6 protein-coding genes are annotated in these 18173 nt (G+C 46.3%); 1 reads left to right on the top strand and 5 read right to left on the bottom strand.

The features are described from left to right. Positions 1–20: 20 nt before the first annotated feature. Both NLBNIHML_RS22035 and NLBNIHML_RS22030 read right to left on the bottom strand, forming a co-directional pair. Positions 21–4364, bottom strand: a complete 4344-nt coding sequence (locus NLBNIHML_RS22035; protein ID WP_494352761.1) for an S-layer homology domain-containing protein — start codon at positions 4362–4364, stop codon at positions 21–23. A 31-nt stretch (positions 4365–4395) separates the two neighbouring features. Continuing rightward, positions 4396–6780: an S-layer homology domain-containing protein gene (locus NLBNIHML_RS22030; protein WP_494352760.1), complete on the bottom strand. Its 2385-nt coding sequence runs from the start codon at positions 6778–6780 to the stop codon at positions 4396–4398. Between the two features lie 384 nt (positions 6781–7164). On the opposite strand from NLBNIHML_RS22030, the gene NLBNIHML_RS22025 reads away from it, so the two are divergent. Then, positions 7165–7953 (top strand): formate/nitrite transporter family protein, encoded by a 789-nt coding sequence (locus NLBNIHML_RS22025; protein ID WP_017690511.1) that lies wholly within the window; start codon positions 7165–7167, stop codon positions 7951–7953. Between the two features lie 240 nt (positions 7954–8193). On the opposite strand, the gene NLBNIHML_RS22020 is transcribed toward NLBNIHML_RS22025, so the two are convergent. The 3 genes from NLBNIHML_RS22020 to NLBNIHML_RS22010 all read right to left on the bottom strand — a co-directional run bounded on the left by NLBNIHML_RS22020 (position 8194) and on the right by NLBNIHML_RS22010 (position 18153). Continuing rightward, positions 8194–9762 (bottom strand): glycoside hydrolase family 30 protein, encoded by a 1569-nt coding sequence (locus NLBNIHML_RS22020; protein ID WP_494352759.1) that lies wholly within the window; start codon positions 9760–9762, stop codon positions 8194–8196. 82 nt (positions 9763–9844) lie between these two features. Next, positions 9845–12556 (bottom strand): glycoside hydrolase family 3 C-terminal domain-containing protein, encoded by a 2712-nt coding sequence (locus tag NLBNIHML_RS22015; protein ID WP_494352758.1) that lies wholly within the window; start codon positions 12554–12556, stop codon positions 9845–9847. A 626-nt stretch (positions 12557–13182) separates the two neighbouring features. Continuing rightward, positions 13183–18153 carry a DUF4132 domain-containing protein gene (locus tag NLBNIHML_RS22010; protein ID WP_494352757.1) on the bottom strand — a complete coding sequence of 1657 codons (4971 nt, stop codon included), beginning with the start codon at positions 18151–18153 and terminating at the stop codon, positions 13183–13185. Between the last annotated feature and the right edge of the window lie 20 nt (positions 18154–18173).

Raw genomic sequence — 18173 nt, 5'->3', positions numbered from 1 at the left:
TCATTGTAGCAAATACAAGTCTACGGTGTATGTTTGTCCACGTACTGTAGAGTTCCTTTAGGAAACTCATTCCATTCACCGGTTAATGAGAACTGTTGTGAACCTGTATATATCCCCCGTTTTCGAATAAACGTCCCGCCAGCAGGCATGAATTGATCATGTGAAGTTGGGTCACCTAGGACATCTACGATTCGTCCATCTTTTCTCAGAACGAACGCAACGACATTATACTCATTCGGATTATACAATTCCAATTCATCATTATAGTACCAAGCTGACGTTATATCGAAAAAGTCGTAAAAAGTATAATTGATGTTTAAATAAGGTAACCCTGAAGTAACATCAGATATGTTTCTTGTTGTCACTTTCATTGTGGATGTCTTTTTCATCCATTGATGAACTTCCAACTGATATCCGGTTGCTTTATGCGACGGATCACCGTCACCTGTGTAATAAAGTTGAACTACACTGCGTCCGTCCCCTGCGTCTGCATACTGAGAGAAGAACAACTCTGAGGTGCCCTGATTTTTCGAGTTTACCTGAACGACCACGGCCCTACCGTCATCCCCTATGATCCATAATAGTAACGGAGATACACTCAAAGGGATCTGGGAAGAATTAATCGTATCCGGTCCTGTAAACGTCGAATCCGGCGTACCGCTATATACTTTAAAACTCGTCTGCCCAGGGAACCAATTGGAAGCTGAAAGGGTCAGAGGATCTATGACGCCGGACTTCGTATTGATCTGCATAACCCCACCGTTAACCAGAGAAGCAGTGCGAACGTTGAAGGTGTAATCTACCTGTCCACCTTTTCCATCCTTTGCTGTTATCGTTAAAGGGGCAACGACATTCCCTGTTCCCGGTTTTAGTATAATCTGGTTACCATTAATGCTTGCATTCACCGCTTCATTTGAGCTGTTGCTTATCGTGAATTGCATCGCATCTCCATCGGGGTCACTGAACAATTGACTCAGATCATACGTGCGCTCATTCGTTACATTAGGTGTCAATACTTGTTCGTAAATGCTACTCACTACCTCAGGGGCCAAGTTAGGGCCAGTAGGCTCTCCTTGTATAGTCACGCCAAAGGATGCTTGTTCGCTACGACCTTTCTGGTCATATACCGTTAACGTGACTGTCGTATTTCCTGCAGCAACTGGAGCAACAGTTATCTGTGAGCTATTGGTAGAGACCGTCGCAATATTGGGATCTGCTGAGGAAGCATCCACTGTTAACGTAGCTGAATCAAAATTCAGCAGGTACGATGTCAGATCAAGATTCAGAACAGACCAAGGCCATGTTACCGTTTGATCCGGAATTGAACTGATATTCCCAGATTCAAGAACTTCAATGTCAATATAGGCTGACGCTTCTTTTCCATACATATCTTTTGCTTTGATGTTAGCTTGAAATTTACCAACCCGTCTTGGATGAATAATCAGCTTGTTTTCTTGAATATCCACCGCTGCGATCAGGAGATTATTGAAATCAAGTGGTGTATTAAACTCTAATGCATCTCCATCGGGATCATTAAAATAATCCGAGAGATTAATGACCGCATCTTCCTTACCTACAAACACCGTTTGAGCAGGTAGATGCTGAGTAAGCACTGGAGAAGCATTAGGCTTAGGATTAACCCTTATCTGAAATGCAGTTGAAATGAGACCACCTTTTCCATCCTCAACTGAATAATAAATGATGTATTCTCCAAATTCTATAGTGGTAAAGTTCAGTACACCAGCTTCCTCCTTAACAATTAAGTGAGGATTAGAGGAGTATGCACTGAATGTGAGTGGGTCACCATCCGGATCTGTATAATAATCATTCAAGTCAACCGAGGGGATAGGATCTGTGAGGAAACCCAGGTATGCTTCAACCCATCCTGGTGAATTTCCTACCGGATTATGATTTGGAACGAGTAGAATATCGATTTCAAAGAAATCTGTAGTGATTCCTCCGTTACCGTCATTCACTGTGTATGATATCGTATACGTCCCTTTTTGAAGTGATGTTAACTTCAGTTCACCCTCATTTTCCTCTACTGTTACCCCGTCTGGATTGGATGAAGTCGCTGTATACGTCAAAGGATCACCGTCTGGATCAGTATATCCCTCGTTCAACTTTACTACAGGGATGTCTTCCCCCAGGTATACCTCTATTTTCGATGGGGCTTCCCCCACGGGCGCACGATTGAGTGGTGGCAGAACAACAACTTTCATGTCAAGCTCAGTAACTCCCGTACTGCCATCATCTGCTATTTGCCCATCATCTACCTTAATTTTAAGAATAACTTCACCTGCCTTTTTAGGCGTTAACCTCAGTACAGATTCAGCATAGTTCGATTTCACGATTTCAGTGTGCACGATTTCCGGGGCACTGTTTGTTACACTGTATAGCAACTCCGATTCATACTTCACATCATCCATAACATAGACCATGAGATCTACATCCTTGCTACCTGACTCAGCTATCAATTCCTGATCAGGAATTGGTGATGCAAGAGGAGGTCTATTCACGTAGACTTCGAATGTGGATCTCAGCCTTTTACCACGGCCGTCATTGGAAGTTACTGTTATGGTAGCCGTGCCATCCTCCAAGGGAACAACATCCAATTGCGATCCATTCAGGATAACCTTTACAACGGCAGGTTTGGATGAACTGACCGTATAAGTTACCAAGTCACCATCCGGATCTGTCACATAGTTGTTTAGGTTTAACGTTGCCCCTTGTCCATTCCGTGTAAACTTGCGACTTTCGAATGATTTGAGTAGTTCAGGAGCACGATTGGCAACAACAGGAGATGTTCCGCCTCCACTCCCCCCACTTGCTCCCCCTAATGAAGAAGATACCGGATTTGGAGATGACGTTCCTGTATTTCCACTTACAGCTGAAGACGAGACTCCAGCAGCCAAAGAAATCTCCGAAACTTTCACATTGCCCGCCACATTAACCTGGGCGGAAGGGTTATTCACTTGAAGTTGTTGAATGGAGCCTGATGCATTAATATTGACAGCGCCTGTCCCATCGACATTGAGTTGCTGTAAAGTGATGTTACCGTTGAGTTGGAGGGACTTGGATGTATTCACTTGAACCGTATCAACGGCTCCTTGTAGCTCTACTTTGCTTGTACCTTCGAGAATATTTAATAACGGGAGATTAGCTGTTTTCCCGATATCAAGCATACTGTCTGATCTAATGTTGACTTCTTGAGTACGGGTATCCCCTGTTAGTGCCACATGTACATCGCTTTTATCTACATCCACATTATTGAGAGTGGAATTGTCAAATACAACCGTATTACTGTCACCGCCATAAACGAAAACAGACTGTTTCACACTGATATTTTTGGCATAAAAATCATGTTTGACCTCGGGGGCAATCGTCAGCTTGCCCTCGACTGTAAGTCCTTCCACTGAAACAAAGTCTGCCTTCGTCGTTAGATCCCCATGAATTACGGCGTCTCCACCCTCCAATAGCAGATTTCCGCTAAATTCAGCTTTTCCTGAGGCCGCATCCTGACCCCCCGTTCTAATTTCCAACCCCTTGATCTCGGTGAGTGTATGATTTTGACTCTTAAACCGTATTCCAGCCTGAACCAGTACAGCCTTATTGCGATTATTCAAAAGGCCTCCCACTTGTTCAGAAATCTGATAGACAACACCGTTGATCTGAATCTGCTTTCCTTCGATTGACTGAATGACAGACAAGCGGTTTTCCGGGAATAGGGCCGACAACAACATGCCTATGGCTTCACCCCGAACAAGCCCTTGTTTAACTTTATTTGGTCCCTGATATTCGCTTAGAATTTCAGCCTTCTCAGCAGTTCGAATGTATGGAGCAGCCCATGTACTCGCTTCTTTCCAATCTGAGGGGAGAGAATCTCCCTGAACTTCTTGTTTAGCCAAAGCCGTGGCTCTTACAAGAACCGTCACCAGTTCCTGTCCAGTAATCTGGGCCTGTGGACGGAAACGCCCTGTTGCATCTCCTTGTAAAATCCCCGCCTTCTTGACCGCCTGAATCGAAGGTGCTGACCAACTAGTAGATTTCACATCCGTAAAAGATGCTGAGACTGACTTGTCCAGTGTGAGACCCAGAGCTTGAGCAAGAACAACTGCCAGTTCCTGACGGGTGATTGGGTCAGCTGCACGAACATCCCCATCCGGATCACCTTTGATGAACCCCATGGTTACGGCCCTATTCATAACATCGTTTAATTTGCTATTGTTATTATCATCTGAGGATATGTCAGACACAGACATAATCTGTGCCTCCGACTTATCATGTTGTGCAGATACAGGTACAGTGTTGGAAAGAAGCAACGCAATCAAAGCGAGCTGCACAGTCCTTCTTATTTTGGGCATAGATGTTCTCCTTCATGTGGGATATTCAAAATTAAGGAATCGAAGGTGAGGATGTGTAGTTACCCAGACCGTTGTAATAGTTCTCTCCTTGTTGGATCCATCGTGCTCCTTCATAATTTGCATCACCACGAACATTGCCTGACGTCCTTGTTAAAGATTGCGCAGGCTTCAAGATGGCTGTATCCATAGGTTCCCCATCGTTAATCTGATAGAGTATCAAAGTAATGTCTTGGGGTTGATCAATATCAAAATTAAAAGACACATAATAGATTTCGTCCTCATTGATCGTGAAATCTGTGGAGTCATCGGCAATGACCATTGTTTTATAAGGTGCAATGATAGTTCCAGGAGCAAACGTAATCGGATCGTCTATATCACTACGTTTAATTTCAAACTGACTGAGTTCAATTGGTTTGGACGTTGGATTATACAGTTCGATCGCTTGAGTAGTGCCTTCTCCCCAGACCACCTCGGAAATAAACAGGCTCTTTCCTGCATCCGGGTCCTCCACCTTAACCGTGAATGTGGTCTCAGCGTCTTTACCAGCGGGATCAGTAGCCTTGACGCTAACGGTGGCAGAACCTTTAAAGTTCTTGAGATCTAAAGTCAATATATCTCCTTGTACACTCACTTCTACCACAGCGGGATCAGAAGATTGCGCTGAATACGATAGAATGTCGCCATCCATATCAGCGAACACATCAGCCAAATCAACTGTCTTACTCACGGTACCCAATTCAACCGTAACAGTTGGCAGTGTTTTTACCACTTCAGGAGCATGGTTGATTGGTGGTTGTGGGATGATGATAGGCGGTAAAGGCGGGAATGGTGGTGGAACAAAGGCCGGTTTCACCAAATAAATGAATGTAGCCGATACACTTCTTCCTTTTCCATCTGCAGCTTTCACCGTAACCGTGGTTTGCCCTATAGCAACATCCACAATTTTTAATTTTGAACCCTGAATATTCGCAGTAGCGATATTATGATCGATTTCGGTAATTTCATAGTTTAGCTCATCCTCATCTGGATCAGTAAATACAGCTCCAAGATCAACCTCTTGCATGCCTTGTCCGAAAAACACCATCATGTCAGAGATGTTAGACTGAACAACAGGCGGTTTATTCTGAGGAGACGGAGGTACAATAACCGGCGGCTCAGGTTCTGGAGTCGGTGTAGGAGTTGTTGGTGTCGCTGATCCTGAGCCAGAATTGGAGTTGTTTGCCACGGTATTGCTGGATGGTGCGGTTAGTGGTGGTGCACTACGAATGATCTGTGAGGTTACACCGCCTTTTGGAAGAATAACTGTATTTGTTTTTACACTTGTCGGTAATTGAATAATGGATTTCACGTCTTTTAACACAATTTCCTTCCACGTTCCACTTCCTAGAACAGTGACTTTGTCAGTCGTATCTACGGTTACCGCATCGATATCTCCATCAATCGTTATCGCACTTACGCCTGGCTTTAATAAAACCTTGGACAAGGTATCGGCCTTGAGAGCAACATGATTTGAAGAGACTGTGACCACACCTTGATAGGAGGTACCGACCAAATTTAATTTCACGTAATTTTGTGGCGTGCCTGCTTGGGTGATCTGGATTTCTGATAAGGCAGACAGGTTACGTGTACGTGCATCATAAGTAATTACTGCGTTCTGCAATGCTTCTTTGTTCTCGTCATTCAAAATTCTTTGCAATGCCTGACTAATCACAAATGGACGTCCATCCACATAAGCAATATCTCCGTCCAGTGCAGTCAAAGAGGCTGTCCGCTCACCCGTCTGGAAAACATCAACGAGAACTTTTGCTATATCTTGCCGCTCCACCAAAGCCTTGGATTCGAATTTCCCCTCATTGGAATCCAATAACCCCAGTTTCAACGCCGTATGTACCTGTTCTTTAGCCCAACCACTTATCGTAGATTCATCTGCAAGCGTCTGCTGTTGGCCTCCCTTTGCTCCTTGTGTTCCTGTAACTCTTACCAAAATGGAAGCAAGCTCTTCACGACGAATCGGATCGTTAGCACGGAAATTACCTGTTGCATCACTGGTCATCCATCCCTCTTGACGAATTGCTTCAATATAAGGAGTGGCCCAATCTGAATGGTTAAGCCCAGTGTTGGAAGTCTTATCGGTCTCTAATTGTGATGCTTTGGCCAACAACACAGCCATTTCTCTCCGAGTCAAAGGCTTGTCAGGGTGAAATGATCCATCTGGATAACCCGAGATCAACCCTTTCTCTACTGCTTCCTTTACCGCTTGAAGAGAGGACGATCGTATATCGTTCTGATCTGTAAAAACCGATGATACGGAGACTGTTGCTTCTCCGGTTTGCTCTGCTGCGTTGACAAATTGAGTTCCCCACAGCATGCCTACTACCAGTGAAGTCAGCAACACTTTTTTCCAATCCTGATTCATATTTGTTCCTCCCAATAAAACTTCGTTTTCCGCACAAATTTTATCAAGATACTCTGAACAATTTCTGAACGAAACAACTAGTAAAAAAACCAGATAAAAGAAGATTATATCGATGTAACCCATACAAATTTCACTTAACATGGTGATACATTGTTCTATATAAATTTCAGAATTACGGAACGAGAAAAATATGCAAATAACTATTCAAAAAATGCAAACAATATGAACCCATATTATAAGTTCACATCCAAAATAAACTTTAACTGATTAAAGATATTCTTTCTGAAAAAGCGTGTTACTATCTCAAAAATCGTTATAATAAAAGGAACTTGGTGAGATTTGTAAGTTAATGCAATCATTCAACTTAACTACTGGAGGAGAATTATGGAAACGGAAGCTCTACGGAACGTGGAACAACTTGCTCTGAAGAAACACAAGATTTACAAACAAAGCTTAATCAGGTACCTTGCACGTTCCATGCTGGCCAGTATGTTTATCGGATTCGGCGTCATCGTGGCGTTTAAGACAGGTAACTTCTTTTATATGGAGCAGTCCCCGTTTACCTATCCGATGGCAGCCATTACGTTTGGCGCGGCCATCATCCTGATCGCCTACGGTGGGGGTGACCTGTTCACGGGCAATACGTTCTATTACACGTATGCGGCGCTGCGCAAGAAACTGCGCTGGTTCGAAGTGATTAAGCTGTGGATTGCAAGTTATAGCGGTAATCTGATGGGCGCAGCCGTGTTTGCCTTGTTAATATACCTGACCGGATTGTTCGACTCGTCTCAGGTGAATGGGTTTCTGTTAAGCGTAGTGGAGCACAAGATGGAGGTCCCAACCATGCAGCTCTTTTTCCGGGGAATTTTGTGTAACTGGCTCGTATGTATGGCGTTCTTTGTCCCGATGTTCATGAAGGAGAATGGAGCCAAAATGTTTGCCATGATGCTCTTTGTGTTCTGCTTCTTCATCTCGGGATATGAGCACAGCATCGCCAATATGTGTACGTTCGCGATCGCGCTTGTGCTGAATCACCCGGGGACGATCTCATTTGAAGGTGTGCTTCACAACCTGGTGCCCGTGACCTTGGGTAATCTGGTGGGTGGTGTGCTGCTGATGGGCTTTATGTATTATGCGGTGAACAAACCTTTTCTGGATGAAGAGACACATTAATCTCCGGTAAAAAAAGATTCCCTTCCGGCCCGGTCCATTGACCGAGGCTAACCGGTAAGAGAAACGATAAACACCCCGGCAACCTTCCCATCTCATGGAAAAGGTCTCCGGGGTGTTTATCTATGGGCAGGCTCACGGATAAGCCACCTGCCCCTTATCTCTTAACAACCTATTCAAAAAAACTCCAAAAGCCTTTTACCATGCCATCCTTCCATCTGCACTCTAATCCCCAAGCTTGAATTAATGCTCTGTCCCCATTTTCGGGTTCCAACGGAAGGTAACTGCCGATTGGGAAGTCAGCACATATCGAAACGTATCTCCATCCATGACTACATCAAAGGAAACATCTGCCTCACCCGTATTAGCTGCAACCAGCACCATCGTTCCATTCGGATTGCGGAAGGCAACGTTCTCGATCTGCCCATGTTCTTGCGTGGAATCCACTCTTACAGCTCCCGGACGCACATAACGGCTGATGTGGCCCAACGCATAATACTCGACATTTCTAGTGATTTCATCACTGTCCGGGTCAATCGTCACAACCCCACGGCAGTTCTCACAGCCCCCGTTCGTGGGACCACCTTGCGGATCGAGTGCAATGTTCCAGAGCAGTACATTCTTCGCCCAGTTGCGAGGTGCACCAATGATGAGATTGGACATCTGCCAGCTCAGATTCTCGCCAAAATCAGGACTCCACTCCCCACCACTACATTCGGTAAAATAAATATTTTTGTCTGGGAAGCGCTCATGCACTTCCGACATGGCAGATGGATCACCTGCATAACAGTGAAAAGCAGATCCATCGATATAGGCAGCAGCCTGCTCATCACCCAGCACCTTGCCGGTATATTCGACCGCCCGATCCCAGTTATGATCATATGCGATGATTCGTGTATCCAGTCCCGCATCCTGTAGTGCCGGGCCGAGATCATCCCGAATGAACATAGCTTGTTCTTCGTCCCCCATACTCATACTCGGATATTTATCCGAGGTGAACTCCGGTTCATTTTGCAACGTGATCCCGTAGATGGGAATGCCCTTCGCCTGATAAGCTTCGATATACTTCACAAAATATCTCGCATAAGCTTCATATACCTTGGGATTGTTATAATCCAGATACCAGCCGTTAGTGGTCTTCTCTTCCCCGTACTTCATCCAAGCCGGGGCCGTCCACGGTGTGCCCAACACTTTAAGATCCGGTTTCAATCCAGCTACACGCTCCAATATATTCACAACATCCTGATCTTTATCGATCGAAAAGTGTTGCATCTCATAATCCGTGCCGGACTCAATATCATCATAGGTATAGCTTGAAGCCTCACCTGATTCACCCACCGAATAATCGGAAGCACCAATCGTATGACGCACCATATCCATGTTTAGCCCTTCCATTGTAAACAGTTCCTTCAGTAGTTGTTCTTGCTTTTCCTCTGGAAGCTGATCAATCAGATGTACCGATGAACCTGTCATCGCTGCACCGAATCCATCCATGGTTTGATACGTCTTGTCCGGGTTAATCTGTATGGTGAACTCCGACGAAGAAGTGTCTGACTCCTGCGTTGAAGCGACTGAAGAGCCTGTGTCTGCATCATTCTGATCTGTAATTGGAATAGGCTTTTGTGGTGTAAGCAGATTTTGCTGATCTCCTGTGGTTAACCATACTTCGGCCGCTCTCAGCTTGTCCACAACCGGTGGCGGAGCGGGTTCTTCACTTCGGTTGAAGATAATCCAGACCCCAACACCGAAACAACAAACAGCGATGAACAGGATGATCCATCGTTTGGGATGCTCACGCCAGCCCATGTTCATCACACTTCACTCTCCTTCCATTATGGAAAAAGCCGCGGCCATTAGGCCACGACTCATTTTTGCGATCTCCCTGACTTCACTTTTATTTACCGGACTTGCTTCCGATATTCACACTGCCTGTCAGACGGATATCATCTGATGCACTGCCGACATACACTTGAACTTTACCCTTAGGCATTACCCATTCATGGGATGTTTCATCCCAATAGGACAGTGCACTGCGATCCAGTTGAATGTTCACTTTTTGCTGCTTGCCTGCCTTCAGATCAACCTTTGCCCAACCAGCAAGCTGCTTCTCTGGCGTCTCCACTTTGGTTGGCAGATTGCCGACATAGACCTGTACCACTTCTGCACCGGAAACTTTGCCGGTATTGCGCAGGTTCAGAGACACTTCAACGGTTGCTTTGTCGCCTTTGCCAGTGTTCTTCACATGCAGATTACGATAATTAAAATCGGTATACGACAGTCCGTGTCCAAAGGCGAACGCAGGTGTCATGCCTTCTTTGTCGTATCCTGTGTACCCTACAAAGATACCTTCAAAGTAGTTACCCACCCCATTTACACCCGGGAATTGTTCCGCAGTAGATACCGGGGTCTGGGAATCATCAGATGGGAACGTCACCGGCAATTTACCGGATGGATTCACATCACCGAACAGAACACGTGCCACGGCATTCCCTTGTTCCTGACCTGCATACCAAGCCTGAACGATGGATGGCACTTCTTTTTGCCAGGAGTCCATCTCAACAGCACGACCACTCATTTGTACCACGATCGTTTTTGGATTGGCTGCCGCAACCTTGCGAATAAGCTGCTCCTGATTATTCGGCAGCTCCAGATCGGAACGGTCGACATAACCTTCACTGTCATACGTACGAGTTACCACGACGGCAACATCGGATTTTTTCGCCAGATCAACTGCTTTTTGCATTTTGATATCAACAGCGTCCTCTGGAGCTTCCCAGCCAAAACGAACCTGCGCACCCATATCGTGATTGGACTGTACCGGGAAATCGGTACGATACTCAATCCGAATGTCGTGGGACTCGCCTTCTTTGAACGTGATTTCTTTCTTGGTTGTACTCAATGTTTCACCTTGATTGTCTACGAGCAACTTGTCATCCACATACAGCTTCGCAGAACCGAGACTGGTCAGAGACAGTTTATATTCACCCGTTTGAGGCGCTGTGATCGCCCCTGTCCAACGAGCTGACATTTTGGCATTGAATTTGGTTGGTGTCACGGGAAGCTTGGAAGATTGTGCGTTAAAACCTTCATAGTTGTAAAATCCAAGATTCATGTTGACCTGATTGTCTGTACGGACCAGAGAAGGGTTACCCTCCATATCTTTATTCGTCCAGTATTCAGCACGCAGACCGTATTCCGCACGATCTGTACCATAGTCTCTTTCACTTTTTTGAGCATCTGCTGGCGATAAAAGAGTGGAAGGTACGGCAGACGGTCCATTAAATGCATCTCCTGCGGAGATTGGATCAGTTCCGGCCGCATATTTTACATCCACACCGTTACCGGCACGGTTACGGATACCTTGCAGTGGACTTACCGTATACGTCGGGTTAACCAGACTGCTACCACCACCAGCAGCTGATGCGTTATCTGCATCCGGTCCGATGACCGCGATGGATTTCACGTCTTTCTTGGAAAGTGGCAGCACATTATCGTTGTTTTGCAAAAGAACCATGCTCTCTTCTGCAATTTCACGCGCTTGTTTGCCGTCTTTCTTGGCATTGATTTGTGTATTCGTTACAGCATTATCGAACAGCCCTTTATCGAACATCTGAAGCAAAATGCGTCTAACCTTCTCATCAATCGTTTGCTCGCTGACTTCGCCTTTGTTCACGGCTTCCAGCAATTTGTCTCCCCATTTGCCATACGGCTCCCCAGGTGTCTCCAGATCCAGACCCGCATTGGCGGATTTGACAGTGCTGAAGTTTGCACCGTAATCACTCATGACGAACCCTTCGAAGCCAAACTGATCCTTAAGGACATCGGTCAGCATCTCCTTGTTCTCACAAGCGTATGTACCGTTCACCTGGTTAAATGAACACATTGCGGAACCGAGATCCGCTTTTTGAACCATCGCTTGGAACGGACGTGCATAGACTTCCTGAATGGCACGTTCGCTGGCTGTTGCATTGGTGGTGAAACGCTCCGTCTCCTGGTTGTTCAGGATGTAGTGTTTCGCTGTAGCGATAACCGGATTGCTTTGAATTCCGTTTACATACGCTGCACCCATACCGGAAGCCAGCAATGGATCTTCACCGAGCGATTCAAAGTTCCGGGAACCCCATGGTGTACGTGCAATATCCAGCCCAGGGCCGAGAACTACATTATGTGTTGTATCATGTGCTTCCTGACCGATCAGATCACCATATTTCTTGGCAAGATTAGTGTCCCAGGAAGCAGCTAGCGCAATTGGTGCAGGCAGTGCCGTAGACTTTTTGTCCTGCACATCCGGGTTGGCCACACGTACCCCTGCAGGTCCATCTGCCATCTGTAATGCCGGAATGCCGAGGCGCTCCAATCCATCATTATAGAAACCATAATAGTTATTTACTTTACCAGTTACGAATCCAACTTTCTCCTCCAGCGTCATCTCCTTGAGTAACAGCTCGGTGCGCTCCTCCGCAGATAAGGATTTGTTCATCCAAGGCCGATCAGCCCCGAATTCCGCCTCCGCGGCGAAGGCATGCAGCGGCATAGCCGCAACCGCCACGATGATTAATAGCATAAACCATCGTTTGAGGAAAATTAGATTGAGTCTTCTGTTCATGTTGTAAGTTCTCCCTCTCTCTTGATCATTTTTCTTGTGCACATATTGAATACATGTATACAAGGGAATGCAAACTGGCTTGATCCCAGTCTTTCAAGCATTCAGGTCGTCCTGCACATGGCTTCGGAAACTGCAGCCTGCAAGCAAGACAGCAGATTTCGCTTCCTAACGATAGCCGACATGATTATGAATTACACCCCCTTAAATTTGGTAAATAACAGATTATACCGAGCCTAGTCCTTTGGAATCATCTCACTTTAAATTCAGATAACATAACAAGAAAGCGAATTATTTACAGTTCCGTAACTATTTCCGAACCAATTCTCTACTTTTAAAAACAGTCGGTTCGACCCACTCCTCACCAACCAATTAATACAATTAATTAACATATTAAGGAATATGTTGAGATGCTCTGGGTCCCAGGTCTATTTGTAACCGGAACCAATCCGGCCCATTGATTTACCCAAAAATATAAAAGCAACTGAAGTCCCTTTTATCAGGTTCCTCAGCCGCTTTATGTTGAAGTCTCTCCCGCTTGTTCACGAGATTCGGAGATACATTGAAAATCGGGGTAACAAATAAAAAAAACCGCCCCACAGGGCGGTTCACTTCTAATTCACTAACTTCTAATTCTGTAACTGTGCAAGAATCTGCGGGTCCTTGATCTTCTTATCTTCGGCAAGCAACATCACCTTGGACAGAATCTCGGCCGTTCTCGGATCTTCATCCAGGAATGGCAGGAAGATTCGACCCCGATGCTGACTGTGCACTGGTACGATATGAAGGGCACCTGTGGCTTGTTTGAATACATTGCCACTACCCAGATGAACAGCATACTCACCCAATTTACCATCAATCCGTGCGTAATTCCCGTCCAGACGTACATTTTCGATCTTCAGCAGACGCAACGACTCGTTCACAATGACATGGCGCATCTCGATGGTGGTCAGGCTGGCTTCCGGATCTACACCTCCCACATGTGCAACACTGACCACCAGATCGATGTCACGCATAACTTCCGAGAAGAACGTCAGCGGCACATCTTGCAACGGTACAGGTTTGTAGCTCTTGCGATCGTAGAACTGCACCGTCTCCAGTGTTGGCGCCTCAGTATCTGCCGGTGAGAACCAATCCGCCATAGCATAGAGATTCGCAATCAGATTATGCTCGTAGCTTACCTTTTGCAGACCTTCTTCATAACTGACTGTCCATTGGCGTCCTTTGAGCAGAGCTACTGCTTTTTTCGGTTGAATCTGATACCCGGCATATCGGCGGGACACCGTACCATTAGCCAATTCGTCCTCGTTAGGAAGATATAATTCACGAAATACCTGCTTGAACGGTTGACGGTCCTGGCGGGTGAACAGATCCCGTTGGAATTCACTCCAGCTTCCGCTCTGATACAGATGAAGCGGATGAGCAATCAACAGTTGATCCTGTTCCGCTAGGACATGGATCGTACCCTCTGGTCCTGGAGCAACCAGACCACTGGACGAACCATCGAATCTTCCCATCTTGTCACCTGACTGGAATACAAGCGTTCTTACCAGCGGATGTATAACCGGATTTTGCATCAGACTGGCAATTTCCTGACGTGTAAAGGATGTTCCAGCCGTCATCGAACGCTCCAGCTCCTGCCTTGCCCGGCGATACTGATCCACCAGATCCGATTTGAGCTCTTTCAGTTCAGCGATATATCCATCTTTTTTGAACCGGGCAGGTACAGATTTGAGTGTCTTGCCTTTGCTAACGATAACCATCTCGGGCTGGCCTTCCTCATCAATGACCAATTGTGCTGTCGTGTCAGCATCCAATGCATGTGGCTCAAAGAAAGTCTTCATTTCATCGAGCTTACGTGCTTCCATGTCCCACATCAGCCGCGTAACATCGGCATAGCCAGCATTACGAGCAAGGTTACCCAGTGCAATCTGTGATGCTACACCTTCACTTGCGCGGCGTTGTGCGCCGAATTGCTTGCTCTGCGTCAGGAATTTCTGAATGAAGTCGTAACGCTCACGCAGGTCCTGTTCACGATTTACGGCGAATGGAATCAGACTGTAAGTTAATAAATGATCTTTGTTTCGCTTGTCTGACACGGAATCACGCATATCCTCCAGCCGAAGCTTGCCCAGTGCAGCATCCGCGAACAATTGAGATCTGCGATGGTTGGCTCCCCCGGAAATATACTTGGCACAATCGTATAAGAGATTGAACCGTTCCTCCCCGACAGCAGCATAAGCTTCTTCAAACCAAGCGATATCAAACGCACCTTCATTAAAGTCCTGTGGTGAGATTGGAGAATAGTGGGCCACGATGGTTTCTTTCTCCGCAGTAAAGCGTTCATTGATATGAGCATGGAAGTACCATGCCGCACTGCGAAGACCTTCCCATCCCAGATGTTTTGCAACAATCTCCATCCACTGTGGCGCGTACATGGCTGCTTCCAGCAATTTTTTCTCTTTAATCGGGTATTTCTGGAGCAACTCTCCGAGTTGTTTCTCATCTTCTCCATCCCGTGGATGACAATTCTGAATCAGATAGCTGAACGTCTCTTTGCGTGTTGTGTTGTCCCCATAACTGTAGATATATCCACGGACAAAGGTATCCTGATCCATCGCAGAGACTAGATGTACCCAGTGTTCCATGCCTTCAATTCGTTCCAGTTTCATGGCAAGTGTACTTACTTCTGTAGAGAGTTCTCCCCGGGTCAGCTCGATTTCCAGAATCCGATTAACGACCGTATCCCGTAAGTGAATCAGCTTCGGGTCACTTGCGATCTCTTCCGTACGAGTGGATGTTAAGTTCCGAATAAACATCAGACGATTCCCACCGACCAGAACCTGTCTATATATCTCCTGTTCGTCAATCAGGTTCAACTGGTACGCACGGAGGAAATCTTCAAGTGACAGTAAAGACAGCGGCTCACTACGCTCTACAAGACTGGTGAACTGGTAAGCCGTCTGGAAGAAACGTTTGAAGCTGTTATCGTCATGGATTTTGCCACGAACCACATAATTCCAGGGTGCAGTCAGAATATGAAGCATGCCTGACTCCTTTTCGAGTCGATCAGCAGGCATACTCGCAATAATAGAGGCCCAAGTCTTCTCGGCTATCTCAAACGTGTCGATCGGATCGCTATCCAGAAATGCCGCCGATATAAGCGCCACTACCTGATCCTTATACGGTAACGAATTCAGCATCTGCTGCAGTTTTTCGATATCCTCCAGCGGATAGATTTGTTCAGCAAACGTCTTGCGCCAGCCTTCCAGTAACGGAATCTTTTGCAGTTCTTCATAGCCATACTGATCATGGAAGTAACTGTAATGGTCGCTCAATTTGCCATTGAAATCCCGGAGCTGTATAACCATATACAACTGCATTAACTCCATACTGCTAAACTCGCCATGTTGAATATAGTTCTCCCATACCTCATGAAGCGGAAACTGCTGCATATGCTTCATTTCATTGCGCTCTCCATACGGAACCTTGGAGCGAAGACTCGCTCCAACTAACAATGTTTCTTTATAGCCAGCGTAGTACTCCACTTCATACTCATAATCCCTGTGTTCATGCACCAATTCATTGAGACCCTCCAGAAAAGGTCTGGTCTTATCCAGAGAGAGCGTGAAGATGTCCTTCGGAGTAACGTCCTTGAGATCACGCATCTCATCCAGCAATGGCTCACGTCGCTTCGGATCAAATAAACCAAATCCATTGGAGGCTGTGTAACGACTCCCCTGATCGGTCAGCTTATCCAGCAGTTTCTGTTCCTTGGCAGTTGGTGTCTCAATAAGCTGCGCCAATGGCTGTAATGCCTCCTGCTGATCTGCCCGCTCCGGATCTGCCGCAATCTCGGTCAACAATTCGAGTGCGCCCAGACGCTGCAACTCACTCTTGGCCTGCAAAAGTCGCTTCAGTGAGACCTTCAATTGGTCTATAGGTTGCAGTAATAATACATGGATGACCTTCTGACGAAGTGAGCCTGTCTTGAGCTTCATCAGTGCCTCCATCTGTTCCATCTCTTCAACTGTCAACGTGAGCAACTTCGCCTTGGCGAGTGCACTCTCCCGGTTACTCATACTTTTATCAGACAGACTCTCAAACACAAACTGTCTTTGCACCTCATTCTCAGGATGCTGAACAAACTGGGATAACAGTTCTCCGCGCAGTTCCGGGCTTAGGCGGTCCTTGATTGCAATGACTTCGCCGATCCATTCCGGGTCCATATCATAAGCGGCCAGATATAACATTTTTTTGACTACATCATCCATATCAATCCGGTAGTGAACATACTCAAGTACACCCGATGGTCCGCCTGACCCGCCTTTTGGAATGACACCCAGCATCTGTTTGAATCGGTCAAAGTCCTGACGCCGCAAGGCCTTATCTTCAAGAGCCTGCAATGGCCACACGTAAACGCTACGCTGATTCTCACCATTCTCGAAACTCCAGTTATACATATACATGGCGTCATAGTTGGTCACAATCCAGTGCATTAACTCGGTATCCTGCGCTTCCAGATACCGACGTGCAATGTCCAATCGAAGCTCTCGGTTCTGGCTGTTAGCCAGTACATATTGGGCAACGATCTTCTGATATAATTGGCCTTGATCCATAATCTCGATGATCTTGCTCTTCAAATCATTCTCTTCGATGACTGCTGTCGCCCACAGGCTGATAAAGAGTTTGTTCGCGTTCGCTTCCTGCTGCCAGGCTTCTCGTACCTCTGGTTGTACCAGCGCCTCATGAGCCTGTTCAATGAGCTGTGCAGCAACTCGCTGATTGGCTGCTTCTATGCCGATCCCCGTCCAGACAGCGAGCGCTCTTACCACAGAACTGAAACGAATCAGGTTGTTGTCGATAATGATTTTTAATATGTAAATATAGGCTTCCAGTGTTCCTTCATCCATCCGCTCCACAATGCTTTGGCGCAGACCTTCCTGCAACCGTGCTGCAACCAGCAGCTCACCTACCATCTGATAGGCTTCCACCTGATCGCTCATGAATATGCCCTTTATCATTTCATGGGTTAACAGTGCATTCTGATTGTCACCATATATAATATCGTGCAGCGCCTGCTTCATACCTCCGCCCTGATGATCCAGTTCATACGCGATACAATCCGCCAGGACCCAACGGATCTCATGCAGATAATCCAGCTTGTACTCACGAAGTGACACATATTCTTCCAGAGAAAAATTATTCATTTCCATCCGGAACAACCCCATCAGTTTACGGATGACCTGTGCTACATGCTGCCCCGGATCGGATGTGCGGAAGGGCCTGCGTTCATAGTTGTTACTGTACGGGAAACGGGTCGCACGCTCTGCAATATAACGGAATCGTGCAACCAATGACTCACTCGCCAGATGCTGGAGCACATCCAATAGTGGCTGGAATAATGGCTTCTGTGTCTCTGCAGCCAGCCTTTCAAGCAACTTTTCTGTATTCAAAAACATCTTTTCGTCTCCACGCAAATACGTAGACCCGGCGATCTCCACAACATAACCTGCCAACTCAAGCTGTACCCCTGTTAACGACTTGGCTCTTTCCTGCAATTCATCCATATACACCTGCACTTGATCTTCCTGATTCATCCTGTTCTCCTCCTTCATCA

The organism is Paenibacillus sp. JNU01, from assembly GCF_059130585.1.
The sequence above is the reverse complement of the archived record's forward strand: the minus strand, read 5'-3'. Positions and strand labels throughout refer to the sequence as shown.

Coding starts and splice junctions, on each gene's coding strand:
- NLBNIHML_RS22035 (WP_494352761.1), bottom strand. CDS start 4,364: ATGCCCAAAATAAGAAGGACTGTGCAGCTCGCTTTGATTGCGTTGCTT.
- NLBNIHML_RS22015 (WP_494352758.1), bottom strand. CDS start 12,556: ATGAACAGAAGACTCAATCTAATTTTCCTCAAACGATGGTTTATGCTA.
- NLBNIHML_RS22020 (WP_494352759.1), bottom strand. CDS start 9,762: ATGAACATGGGCTGGCGTGAGCATCCCAAACGATGGATCATCCTGTTC.
- NLBNIHML_RS22025 (WP_017690511.1), top strand. CDS start 7,165: ATGGAAACGGAAGCTCTACGGAACGTGGAACAACTTGCTCTGAAGAAA.
- NLBNIHML_RS22030 (WP_494352760.1), bottom strand. CDS start 6,780: ATGAATCAGGATTGGAAAAAAGTGTTGCTGACTTCACTGGTAGTAGGC.
- NLBNIHML_RS22010 (WP_494352757.1), bottom strand. CDS start 18,153: ATGAATCAGGAAGATCAAGTGCAGGTGTATATGGATGAATTGCAGGAA.